This window comes from Pelagivirga sediminicola, assembly GCF_003072125.1.
GTDB lineage: Bacteria > Pseudomonadota > Alphaproteobacteria > Rhodobacterales > Rhodobacteraceae > Roseovarius > Roseovarius sediminicola.
In genome coordinates this window covers 1-19326 of sequence record NZ_QCYH01000015.1, presented here as the reverse complement: position 1 = coordinate 19326, position 19326 = coordinate 1, and the positions used below count along the sequence as shown (strand labels likewise).

The window sequence follows — 19326 nt, the reverse complement described above, 5'->3', positions numbered from 1 at the left end:
GTCAGGATGCCCTCAGGTCGGGGTGCCAGATTGGTCTCATCAAACGAAAGGACCCCTTGCCATGAAAAAGACCCTGACCGCCCTTGCCCTGATCGCACTCTTGCCCGCCGGCGCTGCGCTGGCCGACGACGATGATTGCAATGCGCCCCGTGACCAGTGGCAGCCGCGCGAGGCCGCCATGCAGATGGCCGAACAGAACGGTTGGACGGTGCGCGACTTCGAGATCGACGACGGCTGCTACGAAATCGAAGGCCGAGACCAGGATGGCCGCGAGATCGAGGTGAAGCTCGATCCGGCGACGCTGCAGATCGTCGAGATGGACTACGAGGATGATGACGACGACCGCGGTGGCGCCCGCAATCCCGCGCCCGCTGGAACGGTCGCTCCTCCGCAGAACGGCCTCTTCGGAAACGGCGCCCCTCCGCAGGTTCAGGTGAACTGAACAGCTCCGAAGCACCCTGAACAAGGATCATTCCCATGAAATCACTTCTCGCAACGCTCGCGCTTACCACCGCACTCACGCTTCCCGGCCTCGCTATGGCACGGCCCGTGACGCTCACAACCACCCTTAACAACTATGGTGGCGACGGCGCTTACCTCGCGCTTTACGTTACCGACGCCTCGGGCGCCTATGTCGGCAGTCTCTGGATGGCTGGTGGCAAGTCCAAGTACTACGAGCATCTGAGCGACTGGTACCGTGCCACGGGCGGCGATACCGCGCAGGTAAACGGTATCACCGGCGCCAGCGTCGGCGCGGGCCGCAGTCTCGAGATCACGCTCGATCTGGCCGACGCGCTGTTCGATACGGGCTACACGCTGCACATCGACGCGGCGGTCGAGGATATGCGCGACAGCCCGAACGAGGTGGCCGTGCCGCTGACGACGGCGGGCGCGGGCACGCCGGTGAGCGGGCGGCGCTACATCTCCAACTTCTCCTACGACATGTGAGGGGCAGGGCCATGATCCGTACACTCCATCGCTGGCCGGGTCTTCTGGCACTCGCGCTCGTCACGATCCTGAGCCTGAGCGGCGCCGCGCTCTCGGTCTTTCCGACAGTCGAGCGCATCACCGCGCCGCAGGTGGAGACTGGCCTGACAGTCGCCACCCTCGCGGACCGCATCCAGGTCGTCTATCCGGGCGTCGAGCAGATCCGGCGGTCGCCCTCCGGTCGGATCACCGCCTATTGGTTCGATCAGGGCGCGCCGGGTGCTGCCGTGATCGACCCGGCGACGGGCGCGGGCGTGGCCTCGGCCGACCCGAACCAGGCCCTTCGCTGGCTCACCAACTTTCATCGCTCGCTCTTCCTCGGGGATGGCGGGCGCATCGCCATGGCCGCCGGGGCCGCGGCGATGCTGGTCCTCTCGCTCTCGGGTGCTATGCTGGTCGCGCGACGGGCGGGCGGATGGCGGCACTGGTTCGCGTCCTTGCGCGGTCCGTTCGCGGGCAGGCTGCATGTCGAGATCGCCCGGATCGCCGTCATCGGCCTCGTTCTGTCCTCCACCACCGCCCTCTGGATGACAGCCTCCACCTTCGATCTTCTGCCGGACGGTAGCGTCCTGCCGGCTGATCCCACCGAAGTGAGCGGAGAAATTGGGTTCGCTCTCGATCAGATGGCCACGCTGCTGCAGACCCCCGTCGCCGAGCTGCGCGAACTGAGCTTTCCCTATCCCGGCGACGCGACGGACGTGTTCACACTGAAGACCGACTGGGGCACCGGCTATCTTGACCAGGGAACCGGCGCGCTCGTGGCATGGGCCGACCTGACCGGGTGGGAGCGCGTCTCGGAAACCATTTACATGCTGCACACGGGGCAGGGGGCCGCGACGCTCGGCCTTGTGCTCGGGATGATGGCGCTCGGAGTGCCGGCGATGGGCGTTACCGGCGTCTTGATCTGGCTTGCCGGGCGGCGCGGGCGGCCGCGCATCCGGGGCAACCAGCCCGCGGGCCGTGCCGAGACGATCATTCTTGTCGGCAGCGAGGGTGGCAGCACCTGGGGCTTCGCCGCGACCCTGCATGCCGCGCTGACGGCAGCGGGGCAGGGCGTCCATGTTGGCCCGATGTCGGGCTTCGCGCCAGAGCGCTACGCCCGTGCCGAGCGCATCATCCTGCTCGCCGCGACCTATGGCGATGGTGCCGCTCCGGCCTCGGCGAAGGGCTTTCTCGACCGGCTGAACGCCACAGACCGAGCGCCCGACTTTCCGATTGCCGTTCTCGGCTTCGGCGACCGGAGTTTTCCGGCCTATTGCGCTTTCGCCAAGGACGTCACGGCAGCGGCAAAGGCGAAAGGTTGGCCCGAGCTTCTGCCGCTCGACACGATCGACCGGCAATCGCCACAGGATTTCGCGCGCTGGGGCCGCGCGCTTGGCGAGATGCTTGGCATACCCCTTGACCTTGCGCACCAACCCGTCTTGCCGCGCACCGAACAATTGACCCTCGTCTCGCGGCGCAACTACGGGGCTGAGATGCAGGCGGGGGCCGCGATCCTGCGCTTTGCCCTGCCGAGCGCAACGCCGTGGCAGCGGCTGACGGGCGCGGGCTTCGCACGGTTCCAGGCGGGCGACCTGATCGGCGTCCTGCCGCAGGGCAGCGCCGTGCCACGTCTCTACTCGCTTGCCTCGGGCCGGCGCGACGGGTTCGTCGAGATCGTGGTGCGCAAGCATCCGGGCGGTCTGGCCTCGGGCCAGCTGACCGCGCTGGAACCGGGCGATACGGTCCGGGCCTTCCTGCGCCGCAATCCCGGCTTTCACGCCGACCGCGGTCGCACCCCGCTGATCCTGATCGGGGCGGGCACCGGCATCGGGCCGCTGGCGGGCTTCATCCGCGGCAATGCGCGGCACAGGCCCGTGCACCTGTTTTTCGGGATGCGGCATGCGGACAGCGATTTCTTCTATGGCGAAGAGATGCCCGGCTGGCAGGCTGAGGGGCGGTTGACCCGGCTTGTCACCGCCGTCTCGCGCGGCGCGCGGCGCAGTTATGTGCAGGACGCCTTGCGCGCCGACGCGGCGCAGGTGGCCCGGCTTATCTGCGACGGGGCGCGTGTGATGGTCTGCGGCGGGCGCGACATGGCCACGGGCGTGAGCGATGCGTTGGCCGAGATCCTCGCACCTGCCGGGCTTACGCCCGCAGTCCTAAAGGCAGAGGGGCGGTATGTCGAAGATGTCTACTGAGCGCGCGCGCATCGCCCTGAACGGCCCCACCATGGGCACGCGCTGGTCGGCGCTGTTCTTCGCGGATCGGGGCCGCGACACGGATGCAATCCGTGCCGCCCTTCAGGCGGCTGTCGACGAGGTGGACAAGCAGATGTCGACGTGGAACGCGGAGAGCGCGCTCATGCGGATCAATGCGGCGCCGGTGGACGATTGGGTGGTGGTGCCGGAGCAACTGCGGGCGGTCCTGCGCCTCGGGCTCGAGATCGGGCGCGCCTCGGGCGGGGCCTTCGATATCGGCATGGGCGATGCGGTGACGGCCTGGGGTTTCGGGCCCGGGGCCGCCGCGCCCGAGGGTATCCGCGCCGTGATGGACGCCCCCCGCCGCCCGGCGCAGGAGGTGCTGGAGATCGAGGGGATGCAGTTGCGCAAGACCGCGCCCATTGCGCTGGATTTGAACGGCATCGCCAAGGGCTATGGCGTCGACCGGCTCGCCGAGACCTTGCGCGATCATGGGATTGCCGACGCCCTTGTCGGCATCGACGGTGAGATGCGTGCCATGGGCCTGCGCCCCGATGGCGAGGCATGGATCATCGCGGTAGAAGCGCCGGACCCTGATCGCCGGACGCCGCATTCGGTTCTGGCGCTGCAGGACGCCGCCGTGGCGACCTCCGGTGACTACCGCCATTGGGTCGAGGTTCAGGGGCGCCGCCTGTCGCATACCATGGATCCGAGACGTGGCGCGCCGCTGATCGCCTCGCCGGCCTCCGTCACCGTGGTGGCCCGCACCTGTGCCGAGGCCGATGCTTGGGCGACGGCGCTCATGGTGCTCGGTGCGGAGAGGGGTGCGGACCTCGCGAGACAACGTGGACTCGACGCCCTGTTTCTTCTGTGCGATGATGAAGGCAATGCAATGGGCGTGGGAGTCGGGCGTCTTTTTTCCGAAGAACCAGCGGCAATCGCCTCAGCCGGGGGAAGATGAGCCGCATGGAACAGACCCGTACCGATCGCTTCAAGACCGCACTCCTGCTGATGGCCGCAACCGGGCTGATCGTGGGACTCGCATTCTACCTTGCGGGCCAACCAGAGATCGCGAACCTGATCTGGATTGCAGGAGTTGTTCCCGCGCTCGCAGCGCTTGTGGTCGAAATCGTCCGGAGCATTGGGCGCGGCGAGGTGGGCCTCGATATCGTCGCCGCGCTCTCCATGACCGCGGCGCTCGTCTTCGGCGAGACGCTCGCAGCGGCGGTCGTTGCGGTGATGTATTCGGGCGGCACCTTCCTCGAAGCCTTCGCAGAGGGCCGCGCCCGTCGGTCGATGCAGGACCTCCTGTCCCGCGTGCCCCGGACCGCGACCCGGCACTGCAACGGTGCGCTGGAGGAGGTGCCGCTCGACGAACTCGCCCCCGGTGATCGCCTGCTGATCCGGCAGGGCGACGTGGTGCCGGTAGACGGCACAGTGGCCTCCGACACGGCCTTCCTCGACACCTCGGCGCTGACCGGCGAGTCCCTGCCAGTCCGGCTGGCGCGCGGGGCCGACGCCATGAGCGGCTCGACCAATGCGGGCGAGGCCTTCGACCTGACGGCGACGCGCGAAGCCAAGGACAGCACCTATGCCGGGATCGTTCGCCTGGTGGAGGAGGCGCAGGCGTCCAAAGCGCCGATGTCCCGGCTGGCCGACCGCTGGTCGCTGGGCTTTCTGGTCGTCACCGTCAGTATCGCCTTCGTGGCGTGGTGGTTCACCGGTGATCCGATCCGCGCGGTTGCCGTTCTGGTCGTCGCCACGCCCTGTCCGCTGATCCTTGCTGTGCCGGTCGCACTGGTCGCCGGCCTGTCGCGTGCGGCGCATTTTGGCGTGCTGATCAAGGGCGCAGGGCCGCTCGAGACGATGGCGCGGATCCGCACGCTGATCCTCGACAAAACGGGGACGCTGACGGATGGCCGTCCACAGATCGTCTCGATCGACAGCCACGATGGCATGACCGAGGACGACATCCTCCGCCTCGCCGCCGCGCTCGATCAGGCATCGAAACACCCCGTGGCGCAGGCCATCGTCGCTGCCGCAAAGGCGCGGGGCTTCACACTGCCCGTTCCGACAGAAGTGGCTGAGATCCCGGGCGAAGGGGTCTTGGGTCGTGTGGAGGACCGCGAGGTGATCGTCGGCGGCGACGGCTTCGTGGCGTCCCGTGTCGGGCGGATGGTGGGCGATCACCCCGCCAAGGGCGCCGGATCGGTCCTTGTCGCAGTGGCAGTTGACGGTCACATGGCCGGGCACCTCGTCATGTCCGACCCGCTGCGCGAGGGGGCGGGCACCATGCTGGACGGTCTGCGCCGTCAAGGGATCGCGCGCATCCTTCTGGCTACTGGCGACCGCGCGGACGTGGCCGAGCGCGTGACCGAGGGGCTGGGCCTCGACGGGCTGCGGGCCGGTCTGACGCCGGATCAAAAGGTGTTACTGGTGCTTTCCGAGCGTAAACACGGGCCGGTGATGATGGTGGGTGATGGTGTCAACGACGCGCCCGCCCTGGCCGCAGCCGATGTAGGCGTGGCAATGGGGGCACGGGGCGCCGCGGCCTCGGCCGAGGCGGCGGACGTGGTGCTGCTCGTCGACCGGATCGACCGGCTTGGGCCCGGGATCGAGATCGCGCGGGCGTCGCGCCGGATCGCTGTCGAAAGCGTGGTCGCGGGTATCGGTCTGTCGGTTCTCGGCATGATTGCCGCCGCTTTCGGGTATCTCACCCCGGTGCAGGGGGCGCTTCTGCAAGAGGTCATCGACGTCGCTGTTATCCTGAACGCCCTGCGCGCGCTGCGCATCGCGCCACAGGAGCCAGCTACGGGCAAACCACAGGCCATCATGTCAGAGCAAGCTGACATCGTTCAAGGAGCCACGCCATGAGCCGTCTATCACATTCTGAAATCCATATGGTGCATCGCATCGGCTGGCTGCGGGCCGCCGTTCTCGGGGCCAATGATGGTCTTGTCTCGACTGCGAGCCTCGTCGTCGGCGTCGCGGCCGCAGGCTCCGGCAAGCCCGAGGTCATGATCGCCGGGCTGGCCGGGCTTATGGCTGGCGCGATGTCCATGGCGGCGGGGGAGTATGTCTCGGTCAGCTCGCAAACTGACGCCGAACAGGCGGACCTCGCCCGAGAGAGCCGTGAGCTCGAGGAAACGCCCGAGGCCGAGCTCGAGGAACTAACCCGGATTTATGTTGAAAGGGGGCTGGACCGCGACCTGGCGGAAAAGGTTGCCGTGCAACTGACTGAACGTGACGCGCTCGGATCGCATGCGCGCGACGAACTTGGCATTTCGGAAACCGTTGCCGCCCGCCCTATTCAGGCCGCTCTGGTGTCCGCACTGACCTTCGCCGTTGGGGCGGTGCTGCCCCTGATCGTCGTAATGCTGGTCCCGGAGGCGCAGATCGCTCCCCTGGTGGCGGGATCGACGATCCTTGGCCTTGCGGTTCTTGGCGGATTGGGTGCTTCCGCCGGCGGCGCAGGCATCGTTCGTGGGGCCGCAAGGGTCACGCTATGGGGCGCGCTTGCCATGGCCGCGACAGCCGGGGTCGGTGCGCTGTTCGGGGTCGCCGTAGGCTAGAGTCAATGGGGTGTACCCGAACCCCGCTCCGGCTGCATGTTGCGGCAACGCTCGTCAACATCGTGCTGATCATCGAGGTGCCAAAGATCGAGTCGCAGCGCGTGGGGTTAGAAACCCATGTCCGCAAATGGGTCATGCTGGACGAGATCAACACCGATATTCTGGAGCGGTCCTATGTCTGGGAGGACCGCACGCCCATCGGCACGTTCAGTTCCGCCTTCACATCCAGGATCCAGTCCAGCCTGATCGCGCTTGCCAAGTCGGGCGGGGCATCGGTTGTTGATCGGCTGAAGTAGTCTCGATCACCGCAGGGTCAGCCCAGCTTCATTTGTTCCCGTCGATCCACTTCGACATCAGCCCCTTGTCGCGGAAACACTCATCCGGCACGGCGCGGCGTTTGATCCGGGCGAGGCGTTCGGCGAAGGCGACCTGTTTGGACGAGGGCAGGCTGTTCAGCGCTGTCGCGGATGTGAGCTTGGCTTGTGCGTCGATCCAGGCGCTCAGGGACCGGCGGTCCTGCTGAACCTCCCACGGCAAAAGCGTCTGGTTGCGCAGTGCCAGCGCGCGCGCATAGGCGATCTGCTTTGGCGTCGCGGGCAGGGCGTAAGTGGTGCTTTCCATCGGGGCTCTCCCTTCATAGCTTGGTTTCAGAATAGAACATAACAGGAACAAAAGCAAGCCGCCTGCGCAAATCATGGGGTTTGAGAGGAAGAGGAGGGTCGGGGAGGATCAGGCCTTTGAGGTGCCCGAAAGAGCGTGTCCGGGCCTGCCCCTGTTCTTCAATGGGGTCTGATGCCGGAAAGTGCAGGATCCTAGGTTCTCATGAGCTTTGCATTCAACATTCTCCGGCATCAGTTCCCCAAAGAGTGAAAGTGTCCTTCGGGTTTTGTGACTGACGGATGAGGGCCTTTGGGGTCCCTCGGATGGGTCCGGGCCGGATTCCGGTCTGCCGTTCCTGATGAAGGGCATTCTCATGCAAACAGGTGTCTTGCGCGTATTGCGCGCGACCGCTGCCTCGTGGTGGCGACACAAGGAACTACGCCGAACCGGCCAGACGGGGCAGGCACAACGGCGCGAGCGCGAGACCGTCCTACGTGATCTCGGTTATCTGAAGCAGGCGGCGCTGTTGCCTAACGCGCATGTGATCTGCGGAGAGGGTGGGACATTCCTCCATCTCGGTTGGACCACCGTTTCAACCTTCGCGCCAATCGAGCGCTTTCCCTTGGCCACTCTTGCGGTAGCACGAGGGACCCCGTTTATCGATATCCGACCCGTCACCGATGTGATTGCCTTCGCGAACCTGCCGCGGGTGACGCGGGACGGATCGGACGACCCTGAACCTTCGGGTCCCGGCAGGTCCGTGTCGCTGACCACCTACATCGACATGGTCGAACAGCTCGGCGCGAGCATCACCAACGATCCGCGGCCCTGTCGGTCAACCTAGTCACCACTCCCTCTTACCAAAACTCGAAAGGACGCCAGCCATGGCCCGATCCCGCACGCCCAAATTCGATGCCTCCGAGGTCATCACAAACGAAATCATCCGTATTATTGAGCGCGGCGTCCTGCCGTGGCGCAAGCCTTGGACCGCAGGTGGCAGCTCTCGTCCCCTGCGCGTGGGCGGTGAACCCTACCAGGGGGTGAACAACTTTCTGCTGACGATGCGGACCGTGATGGCGGGCCACAGCTCTCCCTTCTGGATGACGCTGCCGCAGGCCAATGCGTTGGACGCAAAGGTCCGCAAGGGCGAGAAGTCCTCTGTCGTCGTTTACTACGGTCAAAGCCGGAGAGACGCCGGCGATGAGCATGATCACAGCGACGGGGATGATCACTCCGAGGAAGCCCGTATCTTCCGCTTCCAGAAATCCTACCGTGTGTTCAATGCCTGCCAGATCGAGGGCTTGCCCGACAGCTTCTACCCTGACCCGGAGCCCGTGCCCGAGCATCCGCCGTCCGAGCCCATCCCGCACATGCAGGCGTTTTTCGATGCCATCGACATCACGACCGTCTTCACAGGAACGGAAGCGTACTACCTGCCGCCCGTGGACAAGGTTTACATGCCGTCCATCACGCGGTTCCAGGACCCGCGCAATTTCTACGGGGTCTGGGCCCATGAGCTGGCCCATGCCACGAAAGCCCCGCATCGACTGAACCGAGATTTCGGTCTCTCGAAATTCGGCAACACCTCTTACGCGCGCGAAGAGATCGTCGCAGAATTGACCTCGGTGTTCCTGGGTCAAACGCTTGGCTTCACGGCGCATACGCTCGAGATGAATGCCGCCTATCTCCACAACTGGTTGCGCGTTCTTCGGTCGGACAAGGGTGCGATCTTCAAGCACGCCGCAGATGCGCAGCGCGCCTGCGACTATCTGATCGCCAGATCGGAGACGGGCAGGGCAGGGCGCAGTGCCGAGGCCGCCTGACCACACAGAGAACGGAGACTCGCATGTCACGTAAGGAACCCAAGACGCTGCGGGTGGCCTGCTTCAACGACGGCCGCCGCAAGATCATCGTCTTCAAGCGCGGTGCCTATTGGTGGAGCCCGTCCGAGGGCGCTTATCCGCTCTCGGCAGCGCTCGAGAGCATCAAGCACCAAGGCGGCTGGATCGAAACCATCCCCAACCCGAACTACAGAGCCAGAGGGCTGTTCGGGTAAGGCGCCTTCTGCTTCGATCCTTTCGCCAAGCAGAAAAGTGAAAGCGGGCTTTGGGAAGGGTGTTTCAACTTCTCAAAGGAGATCCCCATGTCCATGACCGTTCAACCCCAGCCAGACCGTCCAGATCCGACCGTGATCGCGGCGCAAAACGACGCGTTTCGCAAGCTCGCGTGCCTTGGGGTGCCGCCCGTGCAGCCCATTCAGGGCCGCATGCATGTCACTCGCGCGCTTATGGAAGCCGATGACGGCTTCATGGCCGAGGCGGTGAAGGCCACCGGTGCGTTCGATACATTCGAGCCCGAGAATGACCCTGAAGGCTGGCACGATTTTGGCGCGGTCGAGATCCGGGGCGAGACCGTGTTCTGGAAAATCGATCTCTATGAAGCAGACTCGGATTTCCGCTACGGGGCTGAGACCCCGGACAATCCTGCCACCACCGTCCGCGTGCTGACCATCATGCTGGCGCGCGACTGGTAGGGCAGGGGACTCCTCCCCTGACATCTGAGACGATGAAGGCCCGCTGCCCCTCAAAAAGGCAAAGTGGGCCTTTTGTCGTGGTGATCCCTGAAGCCGGGGATTGGTCACGCGCAAGCGCGCGGGCCACACCTCACCCTCCTGGAAGGATATCCCATGACCACAAGCTTTGCTCCCCTTACCGTTGCTATCGGCGATCTCGTCCCGCATCCCGCCAATGTACGCAGCAACGCGCCGGAAACCTATGATCCCGAGAACATCGCCCATCTGAAGGCCAGCATCGCCGTTCTGGGTCTCCTGCAGCCTCTCCTGGTCCAGAAGCTCGACGGCAAATACGCAGTGCTCGCCGGTGGCCGACGCCATGCCGCGCTGAAGGAGCTGGTCGCGGACAAGGCCACCAAGGAGTTCACGGCGAAGACCAATGTCGACTGCCGCCTCGTGCCGGAAGACTGCGACGTCACCACGGCGCTGTCGCTCGCCGAGAACATCACCCAAGCGCCGATGAATGCCATCGACGAGTTCGAGGCTTTCGCCCGGATGATGGAGGTCGACGGCCAGACGCCCGAGACCATCGCAAAGACCTTCGGCACGACCGTCGCCGCCGTGAAAGGCCGGTTGCGCTATGGCCTTATCCACCCCGACATCCGCGCCGCGGCACGGGGCAAGGTGATCACGCTCGACACGATGAAAGCCTTTGCCGAGCACCCGAGCCAGGAGGCGCAGCGCGAGGTCTTCGAGGCGCTCACGAAGGACGGAGGCTATCTGCAGGCCTATACCGTTCGACAGGCGCTCAAATCCCGCGGCGTGCAGGTCAGCGACGATATCGGGGCCTTCGTGCGCGCGGACTACGAGGCGCGGGGCGGCGCCGTCGCGGCCGATCTTCTGGAAGAACATTCCGTGCTCGAGGATGCAGCACTGGTCGAGACCATCTTGCTCGAGAAGCTCGGTGCGGCTGCCGAAGAGGCCCGCACGAGGCTGGGCTTTGCCTGGGCCGATGCGATGGTGCGGTATGATTACGCGACAATGGCCGACTACGGCCGCGTCTATCCCGGCCCGATCGAGGCCGACGAGGCCGCCCAGAAGCGCGTGGATGAAATCACCGCCGAGCTTGAGAAATTGCAGCTCGAAATGGAGGACGAGGGGCTCGAGGACGGTGCCTACAATGCCCTTTACGACCGCGTCGACGCTCTGGAAGAGGAAGCCCGCGACCTGCAGGAGGCCTACAGCGCCGAGGACCTCGCGCGGTCTGGGGTAATCGCGTCCTGGTCGGGCGGGCAGGTGACCCTCCATGTTGGCCTCGTCCGCCCGGAAGACACCGTCAAAAAGGAGGGCGCGCGCGGCTCCTCGGCTAGCCCGACCGGGGAGGAGGCCCCAGACGCCGGCGAAATCACCTACCCGACCTCACTGGCTGAGGACCTCAAGACCGAGCGAGCCATGGCGCTTGGGGCCGCGATGGCGCTGCATCCGGAAGCCACGCTCGATCTGACGCTCTTCAAGCTGGTGAGCGACGTTCTGGCCAGCGGCATGAGTGTCACGCAGGCGATCAAGATCGATGCCCGCAAGGAATACCGCAGCCATGCCAAGATGGACGAAATCGACGAGACCTCGCTCGAGCAGGTGGCGGCGGCGCATGAGGCGCTTGATCTGTCCTGGCTAGATGACGCCCGCGCGCCCGCTGATCAGTTCGCGGCGTTTCGCGCGCTGGAGGCCGGCGAGAAGGCCAAGCTCGTGGCCTATGCCACGGCCAGCACCACGCAGTCCTGCTTCGCGCGGGACCGCCAGCGCGACAGCCTGATGCATGCGTTCGAGATCGAGATCATGCCCGACATCCGCGCCCACTGGACGCCGAATGCGGCGCTCTTCAACCGCTTCAAGAAGGCTTGGCTCCTGAAGATCCTCGGCGAGGATCTGGGTCTCGCCCAGGAGGCGGTGACGCTGGCCTCGTCGAGCAAGAAGGAGATCGTCGCCTTTTGTGACAAGCTCTTCGCCGAGCCCTTCGCCACGCTCACGGACGCGCAGCGCGCTGCCGTGGCCGCCTGGTGCCCGCCCATGATGCAGACCGCCGGTGTCGCCTGTGATGAGGCGGAGCCCGCTGCGGAAACTCCCGAGCCTGACAGCGAGGTCGCGCAAGCGGCCTGAGTCCTTACGCGACCCGCGCGAGGCATTCCCCGCGCGGGTCGACCCTCCCACACCCAACCGAAAGACATCCTCATGGCTATTCTCAAGTTCTCTGCCTCCGCTGTCGCGGCGCAAATCGCACATGCGCGCGCCTGCAAAACCTTCCTGCCGAACTGGAACGGGCCCGTGGACAGGCCGGCCCTGATCCTCATCGTCGGCAATGGTGTGCATCTGCGCTCAAACGGCATCGATGGCACGACCACCCGCATCGTCACCACCGAACAGGCCGATCCCTCCTTCGCCTTCGCCGACGGCATGAACCCGTTTCGGGACACCGACTGGATGGCGCAGCGCCGCATGGCGTTTCGCGATCTGACCGGTCAGTTCTACACCGACATCCTCGACGATGTGCAGGTGCTCATCGACCGGGGGCAGGGGGCGATCCGGCTCGCCACCGATGGCCACAGCATCCGTGTCTTCGCGCGCCGGGCCTCGGACTATCTCATCGGCGGGACCTACGAGGTGCCCTCAGGCCTCGGCGGCACCTTCAGGGTCATCCTCAAGGATGCCTGCGACACCTTCGCGATCGTGCAGAACTGCGGCAATTGCGAGGATTTCGACGCCATGCAGCCCTACCGCGTGCCGCTCGATGCGCTGATGGAAATCGATGACCGGAGGGCGGCGTAACGCGCCCATTCTCAAACAAGCATCGCCAGTACCCTGCCGGGCCTGCGGCCCTCTCGGGACATTGGCGACAACAATTCCCCCAATGAAAGAAAGGACTCTGAGATGGGTTGGCTCTTCTACACCGACGGCCGCGTTCAGACCTACACGGACGAAAAAGCGGAGATTGCCCAGCTTTGCACCTTCGAGGGCGATACGCGCAAAACCGAACTGGTCAAAGCCTGCAAGGTGGGTTCGACTTGGTACGCGGCGGCAAAGGTCACAAATATCGACGGCACCCCTGTCGAAGACACGACCTATGTCACCGATGCGGATGGCTCCATCACTTTCGCCGCCGTATTCCTTACCCGATATGATGACGGCTGCTGGGGCTACAAGGACATGGAGGAAAGCGCGGGACCGGTCGAATCCCGCGCGCCGGTGAGCCTACTGGCCCTGCTGTCCGAGCTGAAAGACCCAGACAGCTATGCTCATGCCTGGCGCCAGCGCTGCCAGGACTGGGCTGCGATCCCGGACTACGAGGAGGGAGACAAGATCAAGCTCGCCGCGCCTGTGACCCTGACCGATGGCAGTACATGCCAGATAGTCACCGCGACGCACTACAGGCGGGGTCGGCAGAAACGCCGCTGCTACCGCATCGAGGAAACCGGTGGGCTCGTACGCCTGTCGAAGGCCTCGCTTGCGGGCTCGGAGCTGCTCAGCTCCGCGAAAGTCGCGACCAGTCCTGTGCTGGCGGAGTTTCTGGCGGGGCGAGAATAGGTCAGCGCCGGACGGTTCATCGACCTGCCCGGCGACAGCAGATCCTGCGGCTTATCTTGACAAGGCAATGCAAATGCATTACCTATCGCGGGCAGCAAAGACACTTTTCTTCAGGAGACTGCCATGACAGCCCTCGCACAAGATGTCTCGAAGCTCACGGATCGGTATCAGACGACCGTGCCGGCGGGTGTGCGCAAGCAGCTCAAGCTGGGCAAGGGCGACCAGATTCGCTATTGCACCGAGCCGAGTGGCAGGGTCTATATCGAGCCCGTGCGCAGCGACGAGGAAGATCCTGTGCTCGGCGCCTTTCTCGATTTTGTCGAGGCCGATATCAAGGCGCATCCGGACCGCATTCGGGCGTTCGATGGGGCTTTGCATGACCGTCTTGCAGCACTGGTCGGAGACGTTGACGTCGATCTCGATGCGCCGCTATCGCTCGAGGATGAATGAGCGGCGATAGCGTGCCCGCCCAAGCGCCCCTTGTCGTAAACGGATGGTCGATTTATGCGCATCCGCTCTTTCTGGACCAGCTCGAAGGGCTGACCCTGGAGGTCGAGGCGCGTAAGGCACGAGATCCCAAGACCTGGCGCAAGAAAAATTCCACGAAACGGCTGGCCGCCATTTTCAAGCTGGTCACCGAGGCCATACCGGCGGATCCGGGTGCCGCGGCCTTCCGGCAAGGCGGCACACTCGGCGATCACCGCAAGCACTGGTTCCGGGCGAAATTCTTCCAGCAATATCGGTTGTTCTACCGGTTCAACAGTGATGCGAAGGTCATCGTGGTGGCCTGGGTGAACGACGACAAGACCCTGCGCGCCTATGGCAGCAAGACGGATGCCTATGCGACGTTCAAAGGGATGCTGGAAGATGGCAACCCACCTGACAATTTTGACGCGCTCTTGAAAGAAGCGGCGGCGGCGGACAAGCGGTTCGAAACTTCCCTTGAAGCGGCGCCTGGCCGTTGAGATGGCTTTGGGAACGCCCGCGACGCACAGGCAGCGCTATTGCTGTCAACCAAATGCCCGAACGCCTGTATCCGCGCGTGCCACCTGCCAGCCTGGCAAAAGGCAGAGGAAGACGTCAAATCATTGCTCAAAGAGAAGCTATTGCCAGCTCTCCAGCGGGCCTCTCTCAAGGCGGAACGCGCGCGCATTCACAACGTGATAGGGCAGATTTCGGGGGAGTGATCAGCCAAAATATGATTTTGCCTTGGACAGGACCAAACTTTCTGCAATGCAATGATGTCAACCGAGGGGGATCAGGGTGGACGCGTTTCTTTCAAAGATGGTTCGGGCCGTGGAAGCGCCAAAGTTGCCGTTGCAGCAGTCAGAGCTTTTACGGCAGTTTGGCAAGGATCTTCTGGCGCGCCCGGACCTTTGCGCTGCGCTGATCCAAGAGGCCGCGAGTGGCCCATTGTCGGACGGCCAGATGGCGATGCTGGTCGCCGCACTGGATGAGGCCCGCATGGCCGATGAGAGCGGGCAGCGCAAAGGGCGCACCTTACTGGATGACATGCGCGATGTGGTGGCCTTGCTCGACGCCGACCTGACATCCCAAACGGCCTTGTCTCTCTCCAGCGCCTGGACGCGTGCGGGCCTGACCCCGCCACCATCGCTGGCCCATGCGGTCATCCCCGAAGACCCGGATGCCTTTGCCGACATCAACGGCATTCCCGACATCCCCGATGAGATGTTCGACGGTATCTTCAAAGGCTTAAATGGCATCGGCGAAGACTCGGTTTCGGCCATGCTGGCGATGCTGGATGAGATGCTGCCAACCTTGCCGCCAGAAGCACGCTTTGCTTTCATTCGCAAACTCGCTACCCGACCAGAGTCCCTATGTGGAGATGCCGCCGCAGCGCTGCTACTTGCGACAGACGCCTCGGTGAGCTCCGGCGCGCTAACCGGTCTCGCTCTGCGTCAGCAGGCGGGTGATCTGTCTCAGGCGTTGTTATCGCGCATTACCTTGATCCGAAGCTGGCTACAAGACCCGGACATCTTGCGCGGTATGGATAAGATCATCCGATCCGCCCTCAAAACCGGGACGCCGGCAACTGATACGCGCTCAAAACCCAAGATCCATCGCGTTGTATCCTCGATGGTCGATGGCAGCGGTGCGCAGAGCCTCTCCATGGCCATTCAATCGGGTGGCCGACGTGCTTTGGCGGTGGTGCTGCTCAAACAGGGGTTTGGCGTGAAAGACGCTTTTGTGCTTCCGTGCACCAGCGCCTCCGAGCAAAAACAGATGATCGCGCAGATTGCAAATGAGTCAGGCGCCTTGGAGGCAACAGCAGATTATGCGTTCACCGCTCTGTCCTGGGCGCTTGCGGAGGGGCAAGCAAACGGGACAATGCCTGCGGCGGGTCTGCTCGATGTCGTAGAGACCGCAGGTTTTGCCAATCTGCGCCCGCGATCGGCAGATATTGCAGACATCGCGGCCATTGCTGACCCCGAAGGCGCCGTCTCCACTCTCTCCGTCCGCGCACGGGGCAGCCTGATCATGGCGAGTGAGCATTGGCCTGATCACTTCCCGATCTCGGACAGCTGGTTCGAGGACAGCGACGCATCGTCAGATGCCATTGAAAGTGCAACGACTCAAAATGCCATGACCCGCAAGCTTTGGCAGCATCTGGAGACCCGCCGCAACTTTTGGGCCATGATCTTTGCCCGCAATGCTGCCTTGCTGGCGGCTGCAAAGAACCCCATAACGCCTGAGCTTGTCGCCGTGGCCCAGGCCATGTCCGAGGGCCGCGACCTGAAGAAGGCCCCGATCATGCATTTCGTGCACGCCATGAGCTTTGAGGCGTGGGTCCATCAGGACGCGCCGCCGATGCCGTTCGGCGGTCTTGAGGTCACCGAAGAACGCGCGGCCCCGGGAACCTACGCCGAGGTCGCACCGTTCGGCACAAAGGAACAAAAGGCGCTGGATAAACTTCTGCGTCCGGCCAAGATCACACCCCCCTGGATGGAAGGCTTTTTGACAGGCCTCTGCACCGCGCCCAAGTTCATCAAACCCTCCGAGTGGATCGTCACGATTTTCAATGTCGTGGCAGACGATCTCGCCTCCGATGCGGACTTGCAAAAACTCCTCGACCTGATCGTAATAGCCTACAATCACCGTCTGTCCTTGCTGCGAGACGGTGCTCCGGCAGAGGTGCTGTTCCCGGCGGACCCGGTCCTGTTTTCCATCTGGGCTGACGGCTATCTGACAGCATGGGAAGCGCACAAACCCCACTGGCCTAACAAATCCCTCGGCAAAGACGGCAAAGCCATGCGCGCGCTCCTCGAACAGGCGGCGGATTTCAAAACCAAACCCGACCAAGCCCCCGCCTTGCACAAATGGCTGATCAAGCAATGTGACAAGCAGAAATGATAGCTTTCTTGGATTGACTGTCAGGATAAGTCGCGGAAATCGGAAACTGCATGCTTTGCGCGCAAATCGGGGTGGAACCTGAATTCGACCAGAGCGCCGCCTATGTCGAGGGGTGGCTTGAGGCGATGAAAGAGATAGAGATTTCAAGGCTCTTATCGTTCGGGAAACTTCGCTGTAACGTTCGATCATCGCGTCAATGGGAGACCGGAGTTGAAACAGCCTTCAGATCGCAAACAGGCCTGCGACAAAGTCGACGGGTCCAGGGTCCAATCCCCCGACCGCCGGTCTCAGGTCGCTCTGAGCGTTGCCGATATGCCGAGTTACCTAGGCGAGCTTCTGGATAGGGGGCTCGACGACCATTTCCGTGACCGCTGAAACGAAATCCCACGATGCCTGGTTTCGATCCAGGGTGCAGGAAGCGCTCAAAGATCCGCGCCCGCCGATATCGCACGCCCACGCGTTGCATCAGTTGCAGACGTTGATTGACGAAAAGCGCCAGGAGCAAACTTGACCTAGCGCAGAGGTCTCGTATATACATACGTATAACCATACGGGCCCTGCCATGATCGAAGCCAAAATCCGCAAGGTCGGCAATTCCGCCGTCATGACACTCAGCACAGAGATGCTCGCGCTCCTGGATGCCAAGGAGGGGGATACCCTCTATGCCGTGCGCACGGATGATGGCGGGCTGAAGCTGATGACGGAAAACCCGGAACTTCAGGCCGCGCTTGCCGCCGCCGAGATCGTCATGGATGAGAACCGCGATCTGCTCCAAGCACTTGCATGAGCGATTGGGTCTGGATTCCGCTGGCCGCTTCGTACGTCGTCCATGATCGCCAGATCGCGCGCCACGGCGGTGCGCCAGGCACCCGCGATCCGGCCCTTTTGGAAATGGGATGCACACGGGCAATGAACCGCGCGTCCTATGAGGACGTGGATGTGTTCGCGATTGCGGCAGCTTATGCCTATGGTCTTGCCAAAGCGCATGCCTTTGTCGATGGCAACAAGCGAACAGCATTCGTGGCCGCTTTTGCGTTCTTGCGGCTCAATGGCGTAAATCTGCGGCCCGATCCCGGGAAGGGTGTCCGGATGATGGAGGACCTTGCCGCCGATCAGGTGAGTGAAGCCGCGTTTTCTGCTTGGCTCCGTGACCTTGCCGCAAAGACCGATGACGTCTGATCGCGTTGGCAGTCCTGCCCCGCCCCGGTTCTTGATTTCAGATCCTTAACTCCAAAAGGGGAAAGCTGGCTTTTTGTCCTTTGGAACTCAGACCCTGACCCAAAGGACAGACGCCATGGCCAAGCCTACCCCCAAACCCTCCCACCACACTGATCCCGACGCTGACCTCGCCTCTGCCCTCGGGCAAATCGGCGCGGTGATCGACAATCAGCCCCTGCGCAGTTCAGCGCTCGCGCGCATCATGCGCGAGACGTTTCATGGCAGCGATGCCGGCGGCGCCTGGGACTGGCGGATGGCCCATGACCTTATGCAGGCCTCGGCTGTCCAGGTGCTGCTGCAAAGGGGCGGCGCCGCAGATGACATTGCCGCCGCAAAGCTGCTCGCTTCTCGGCTGCTGACGGAAACGCGCCGCTCAGAGCAGCAGATCCGGTTGCAACAATTTTCCACGCCGCTCTCATACGCAGCCCTTGTCGTGCGGGCCGCAGCGATCCGCAAAGGGGAGACCGCGCTGGAGCCGTCGGCTGGCACCGGTGCCCTGGCCGCTTTCGCCGCCCGGGCCGGTGCCACGCTTTTACTCAACGAGATCGACCCCTTTCGCCAGCGCCTCCTGCGGGCCCTCTTCGGCGGCGAGGTGACAGGCCATGACGGCGAGTATATCGACGATCTGCTGCAGACGCCGGTTCTGCCCGACGTCGTGGTGATGAACCCGCCCTTTGCCTCTTCGGTCGATCGCTCCCGAGACAAGCACATCGCCGCCAAGCATCTCGTTGCGGCTGCCAAGCGCCTGGCGCCGGGCGGACGGCTGGTGGCGATCATGCCGCCAGGGTTCAGCCGGGAGCGTGATGCCGCGCATTGGTCCCGCGCCTGCGGTCTCCTGACGCCGCGACTGGCGTTGACGATGCCGGGACAGGTTTACCGCAAGCTCGGCACCTCTGTGGAAACCCAGCTCATGGTCTTCGACAAGGTGCAGGAGGATGGCGAGATGATCCGCGCCATTGTGTGCGATCTGGATGAGGGCCTTCCTTTTGTCGATGCCGTGGCCGCAACCCGGACCGAGATGCGCCCCGTCCAACGGGCGGAAGCGATCCCTTATGCTCGGCCGACCGTTCCAGCATCTGTCGTGCGCAAGCGCCGCGCTGCGCCTGTCGCCGCCTCCAAGCCCAGGGCCAATGCCGCCATCCCGCTTTCTTTCACGAGCTTTGATGCCCCGCGCGACAACACGCCGGTCTCGGACATTTATGCGCGCTACCGCCCGCAGCGGATCGAGAGTAAGCGGCGGTCGCGGCCCATTGATTTTTCAGTTGCGTTTGGTCGATCGCGTGAAGCTGAGGTCTGTGGGTAGCTC

Annotated in this window: 22 protein-coding genes and 1 pseudogene; 22 read left to right on the top strand and 1 reads right to left on the bottom strand. The window is 63.8% G+C overall.

Features of this window, described 5'->3' with window-relative positions:
- The first annotated feature begins 61 nt into the window (after positions 1-61).
- Genes DC366_RS16845 through DC366_RS16815 form a run of 7 tightly spaced genes read left to right on the top strand, consistent with a single transcriptional unit; the run spans position 62 to position 7035 of the window.
- Positions 62-442, top strand: a complete 381-nt coding sequence (locus tag DC366_RS16845) for a PepSY domain-containing protein (protein WP_009503876.1) — start codon at positions 62-64, stop codon at positions 440-442.
- Positions 443-477: 35 nt separating this feature from the next.
- Positions 478-948 carry a DUF2271 domain-containing protein gene (locus DC366_RS16840; protein ID WP_043872238.1) on the top strand — a complete coding sequence of 157 codons (471 nt, stop codon included), beginning with the start codon at positions 478-480 and terminating at the stop codon, positions 946-948.
- A gap of 11 nt (positions 949-959) precedes the next feature.
- Complete coding sequence (locus tag DC366_RS16835) at positions 960-3167, top strand: PepSY domain-containing protein (protein ID WP_043872239.1); 2208 nt, start codon at positions 960-962, stop codon at positions 3165-3167.
- The gene (locus DC366_RS16830; RefSeq protein ID WP_043872240.1) at positions 3148-4128 is read left to right on the top strand and encodes an FAD:protein FMN transferase; all 981 of its coding nucleotides are present in this window, start codon (positions 3148-3150) and stop codon (positions 4126-4128) included. Before DC366_RS16835 ends, DC366_RS16830 begins: the two co-directional genes overlap by 20 nt.
- Before the next feature lie 5 nt (positions 4129-4133).
- Positions 4134-6041, top strand: coding sequence for a heavy metal translocating P-type ATPase (locus DC366_RS16825; protein WP_108693375.1), 1908 nt, complete (start codon positions 4134-4136; stop codon positions 6039-6041).
- Complete coding sequence (locus tag DC366_RS16820) at positions 6038-6739, top strand: VIT1/CCC1 transporter family protein (protein ID WP_043872242.1); 702 nt, start codon at positions 6038-6040, stop codon at positions 6737-6739. The genes DC366_RS16825 and DC366_RS16820 overlap by 4 nt, the downstream gene beginning before the upstream one ends.
- Before the next feature lie 5 nt (positions 6740-6744).
- The gene (locus DC366_RS16815; RefSeq protein WP_243405192.1) at positions 6745-7035 is read left to right on the top strand and encodes a hypothetical protein; all 291 of its coding nucleotides are present in this window, start codon (positions 6745-6747) and stop codon (positions 7033-7035) included.
- Positions 7036-7063: 28 nt separating this feature from the next.
- Here the strand turns inward: DC366_RS16815 and DC366_RS16810 are convergent, their stop codons facing one another.
- Positions 7064-7360 (bottom strand): hypothetical protein, encoded by a 297-nt coding sequence (locus tag DC366_RS16810; RefSeq protein WP_043872243.1) that lies wholly within the window; start codon positions 7358-7360, stop codon positions 7064-7066.
- Between the two features lie 352 nt (positions 7361-7712).
- Between DC366_RS16810 and DC366_RS16805 the strand changes: the two genes are divergently transcribed.
- From DC366_RS16805 to DC366_RS16735, 15 genes and pseudogenes are all read left to right on the top strand, one after another.
- Positions 7713-8183, top strand: coding sequence for a hypothetical protein (locus tag DC366_RS16805; protein WP_243405191.1), 471 nt, complete (start codon positions 7713-7715; stop codon positions 8181-8183).
- A gap of 40 nt (positions 8184-8223) precedes the next feature.
- The gene (locus tag DC366_RS16800) at positions 8224-9162 is read left to right on the top strand and encodes an ArdC family protein (protein WP_043872245.1); all 939 of its coding nucleotides are present in this window, start codon (positions 8224-8226) and stop codon (positions 9160-9162) included.
- A gap of 23 nt (positions 9163-9185) precedes the next feature.
- Positions 9186-9395, top strand: coding sequence for a DUF6330 family protein (locus DC366_RS16795; protein WP_043872246.1), 210 nt, complete (start codon positions 9186-9188; stop codon positions 9393-9395).
- A gap of 87 nt (positions 9396-9482) precedes the next feature.
- Complete coding sequence (locus DC366_RS16790; RefSeq protein ID WP_043872247.1) at positions 9483-9872, top strand: DUF3768 domain-containing protein; 390 nt, start codon at positions 9483-9485, stop codon at positions 9870-9872.
- A gap of 153 nt (positions 9873-10025) precedes the next feature.
- Positions 10026-12008: a ParB/RepB/Spo0J family partition protein gene (locus tag DC366_RS16785; protein WP_108693374.1), complete on the top strand. Its 1983-nt coding sequence runs from the start codon at positions 10026-10028 to the stop codon at positions 12006-12008.
- Between the two features lie 72 nt (positions 12009-12080).
- Positions 12081-12674 carry a regulator gene (locus DC366_RS16780; RefSeq protein WP_108693373.1) on the top strand — a complete coding sequence of 198 codons (594 nt, stop codon included), beginning with the start codon at positions 12081-12083 and terminating at the stop codon, positions 12672-12674.
- 102 nt (positions 12675-12776) lie between these two features.
- Positions 12777-13430 carry a DUF6927 domain-containing protein gene (locus DC366_RS16775; protein ID WP_108693372.1) on the top strand — a complete coding sequence of 218 codons (654 nt, stop codon included), beginning with the start codon at positions 12777-12779 and terminating at the stop codon, positions 13428-13430.
- Positions 13431-13553: 123 nt separating this feature from the next.
- Positions 13554-13880, top strand: a complete 327-nt coding sequence (locus DC366_RS16770; protein ID WP_005668772.1) for a type II toxin-antitoxin system PrlF family antitoxin — start codon at positions 13554-13556, stop codon at positions 13878-13880.
- Positions 13877-14395 carry a type II toxin-antitoxin system YhaV family toxin gene (locus tag DC366_RS16765; RefSeq protein WP_108693371.1) on the top strand — a complete coding sequence of 173 codons (519 nt, stop codon included), beginning with the start codon at positions 13877-13879 and terminating at the stop codon, positions 14393-14395. Before DC366_RS16770 ends, DC366_RS16765 begins: the two co-directional genes overlap by 4 nt.
- 298 nt (positions 14396-14693) lie before the next feature.
- On the top strand, positions 14694-16802 hold the full coding sequence (locus DC366_RS16755; RefSeq protein WP_108693369.1) for a UPF0149 family protein: 2109 nt from the start codon (positions 14694-14696) through the stop codon (positions 16800-16802).
- A 38-nt stretch (positions 16803-16840) separates the two neighbouring features.
- The gene (locus DC366_RS20365; RefSeq protein ID WP_274861703.1) at positions 16841-17146 is read left to right on the top strand and encodes a zincin-like metallopeptidase domain-containing protein; all 306 of its coding nucleotides are present in this window, start codon (positions 16841-16843) and stop codon (positions 17144-17146) included.
- A gap of 20 nt (positions 17147-17166) precedes the next feature.
- On the top strand, positions 17167-17313 hold the full coding sequence (locus DC366_RS20580) for an antitoxin PaaA2 family protein (protein ID WP_369333113.1): 147 nt from the start codon (positions 17167-17169) through the stop codon (positions 17311-17313).
- Between the two features lie 51 nt (positions 17314-17364).
- Positions 17365-17589: an AbrB/MazE/SpoVT family DNA-binding domain-containing protein gene (locus tag DC366_RS16745; RefSeq protein WP_108693368.1), complete on the top strand. Its 225-nt coding sequence runs from the start codon at positions 17365-17367 to the stop codon at positions 17587-17589.
- Positions 17586-17981 carry a type II toxin-antitoxin system death-on-curing family toxin gene (locus tag DC366_RS16740; protein WP_108693367.1) on the top strand — a complete coding sequence of 132 codons (396 nt, stop codon included), beginning with the start codon at positions 17586-17588 and terminating at the stop codon, positions 17979-17981. Before DC366_RS16745 ends, DC366_RS16740 begins: the two co-directional genes overlap by 4 nt.
- A 115-nt stretch (positions 17982-18096) precedes the next feature.
- A pseudogene (locus tag DC366_RS16735) lies at positions 18097-19248 on the top strand (strawberry notch family protein); the annotation flags it as partial.
- Positions 19249-19326: the final 78 nt, after the last annotated feature.

Coding starts and splice junctions, on each gene's coding strand:
- DC366_RS16840 (WP_043872238.1), top strand. CDS start 478: ATGAAATCACTTCTCGCAACGCTCGCGCTTACCACCGCACTCACGCTT.
- DC366_RS16740 (WP_108693367.1), top strand. CDS start 17,586: ATGAGCGATTGGGTCTGGATTCCGCTGGCCGCTTCGTACGTCGTCCAT.
- DC366_RS16800 (WP_043872245.1), top strand. CDS start 8,224: ATGGCCCGATCCCGCACGCCCAAATTCGATGCCTCCGAGGTCATCACA.
- DC366_RS16825 (WP_108693375.1), top strand. CDS start 4,134: ATGGAACAGACCCGTACCGATCGCTTCAAGACCGCACTCCTGCTGATG.
- DC366_RS16810 (WP_043872243.1), bottom strand. CDS start 7,360: ATGGAAAGCACCACTTACGCCCTGCCCGCGACGCCAAAGCAGATCGCC.
- DC366_RS16795 (WP_043872246.1), top strand. CDS start 9,186: ATGTCACGTAAGGAACCCAAGACGCTGCGGGTGGCCTGCTTCAACGAC.
- DC366_RS16775 (WP_108693372.1), top strand. CDS start 12,777: ATGGGTTGGCTCTTCTACACCGACGGCCGCGTTCAGACCTACACGGAC.
- DC366_RS16845 (WP_009503876.1), top strand. CDS start 62: ATGAAAAAGACCCTGACCGCCCTTGCCCTGATCGCACTCTTGCCCGCC.
- DC366_RS16805 (WP_243405191.1), top strand. CDS start 7,713: ATGCAAACAGGTGTCTTGCGCGTATTGCGCGCGACCGCTGCCTCGTGG.
- DC366_RS16785 (WP_108693374.1), top strand. CDS start 10,026: ATGACCACAAGCTTTGCTCCCCTTACCGTTGCTATCGGCGATCTCGTC.
- DC366_RS16780 (WP_108693373.1), top strand. CDS start 12,081: ATGGCTATTCTCAAGTTCTCTGCCTCCGCTGTCGCGGCGCAAATCGCA.
- DC366_RS16770 (WP_005668772.1), top strand. CDS start 13,554: ATGACAGCCCTCGCACAAGATGTCTCGAAGCTCACGGATCGGTATCAG.
- DC366_RS16830 (WP_043872240.1), top strand. CDS start 3,148: ATGTCGAAGATGTCTACTGAGCGCGCGCGCATCGCCCTGAACGGCCCC.
- DC366_RS16835 (WP_043872239.1), top strand. CDS start 960: ATGATCCGTACACTCCATCGCTGGCCGGGTCTTCTGGCACTCGCGCTC.
- DC366_RS16790 (WP_043872247.1), top strand. CDS start 9,483: ATGTCCATGACCGTTCAACCCCAGCCAGACCGTCCAGATCCGACCGTG.
- DC366_RS16820 (WP_043872242.1), top strand. CDS start 6,038: ATGAGCCGTCTATCACATTCTGAAATCCATATGGTGCATCGCATCGGC.
- DC366_RS16815 (WP_243405192.1), top strand. CDS start 6,745: ATGGGGTGTACCCGAACCCCGCTCCGGCTGCATGTTGCGGCAACGCTC.
- DC366_RS16745 (WP_108693368.1), top strand. CDS start 17,365: ATGATCGAAGCCAAAATCCGCAAGGTCGGCAATTCCGCCGTCATGACA.
- DC366_RS16765 (WP_108693371.1), top strand. CDS start 13,877: ATGAGCGGCGATAGCGTGCCCGCCCAAGCGCCCCTTGTCGTAAACGGA.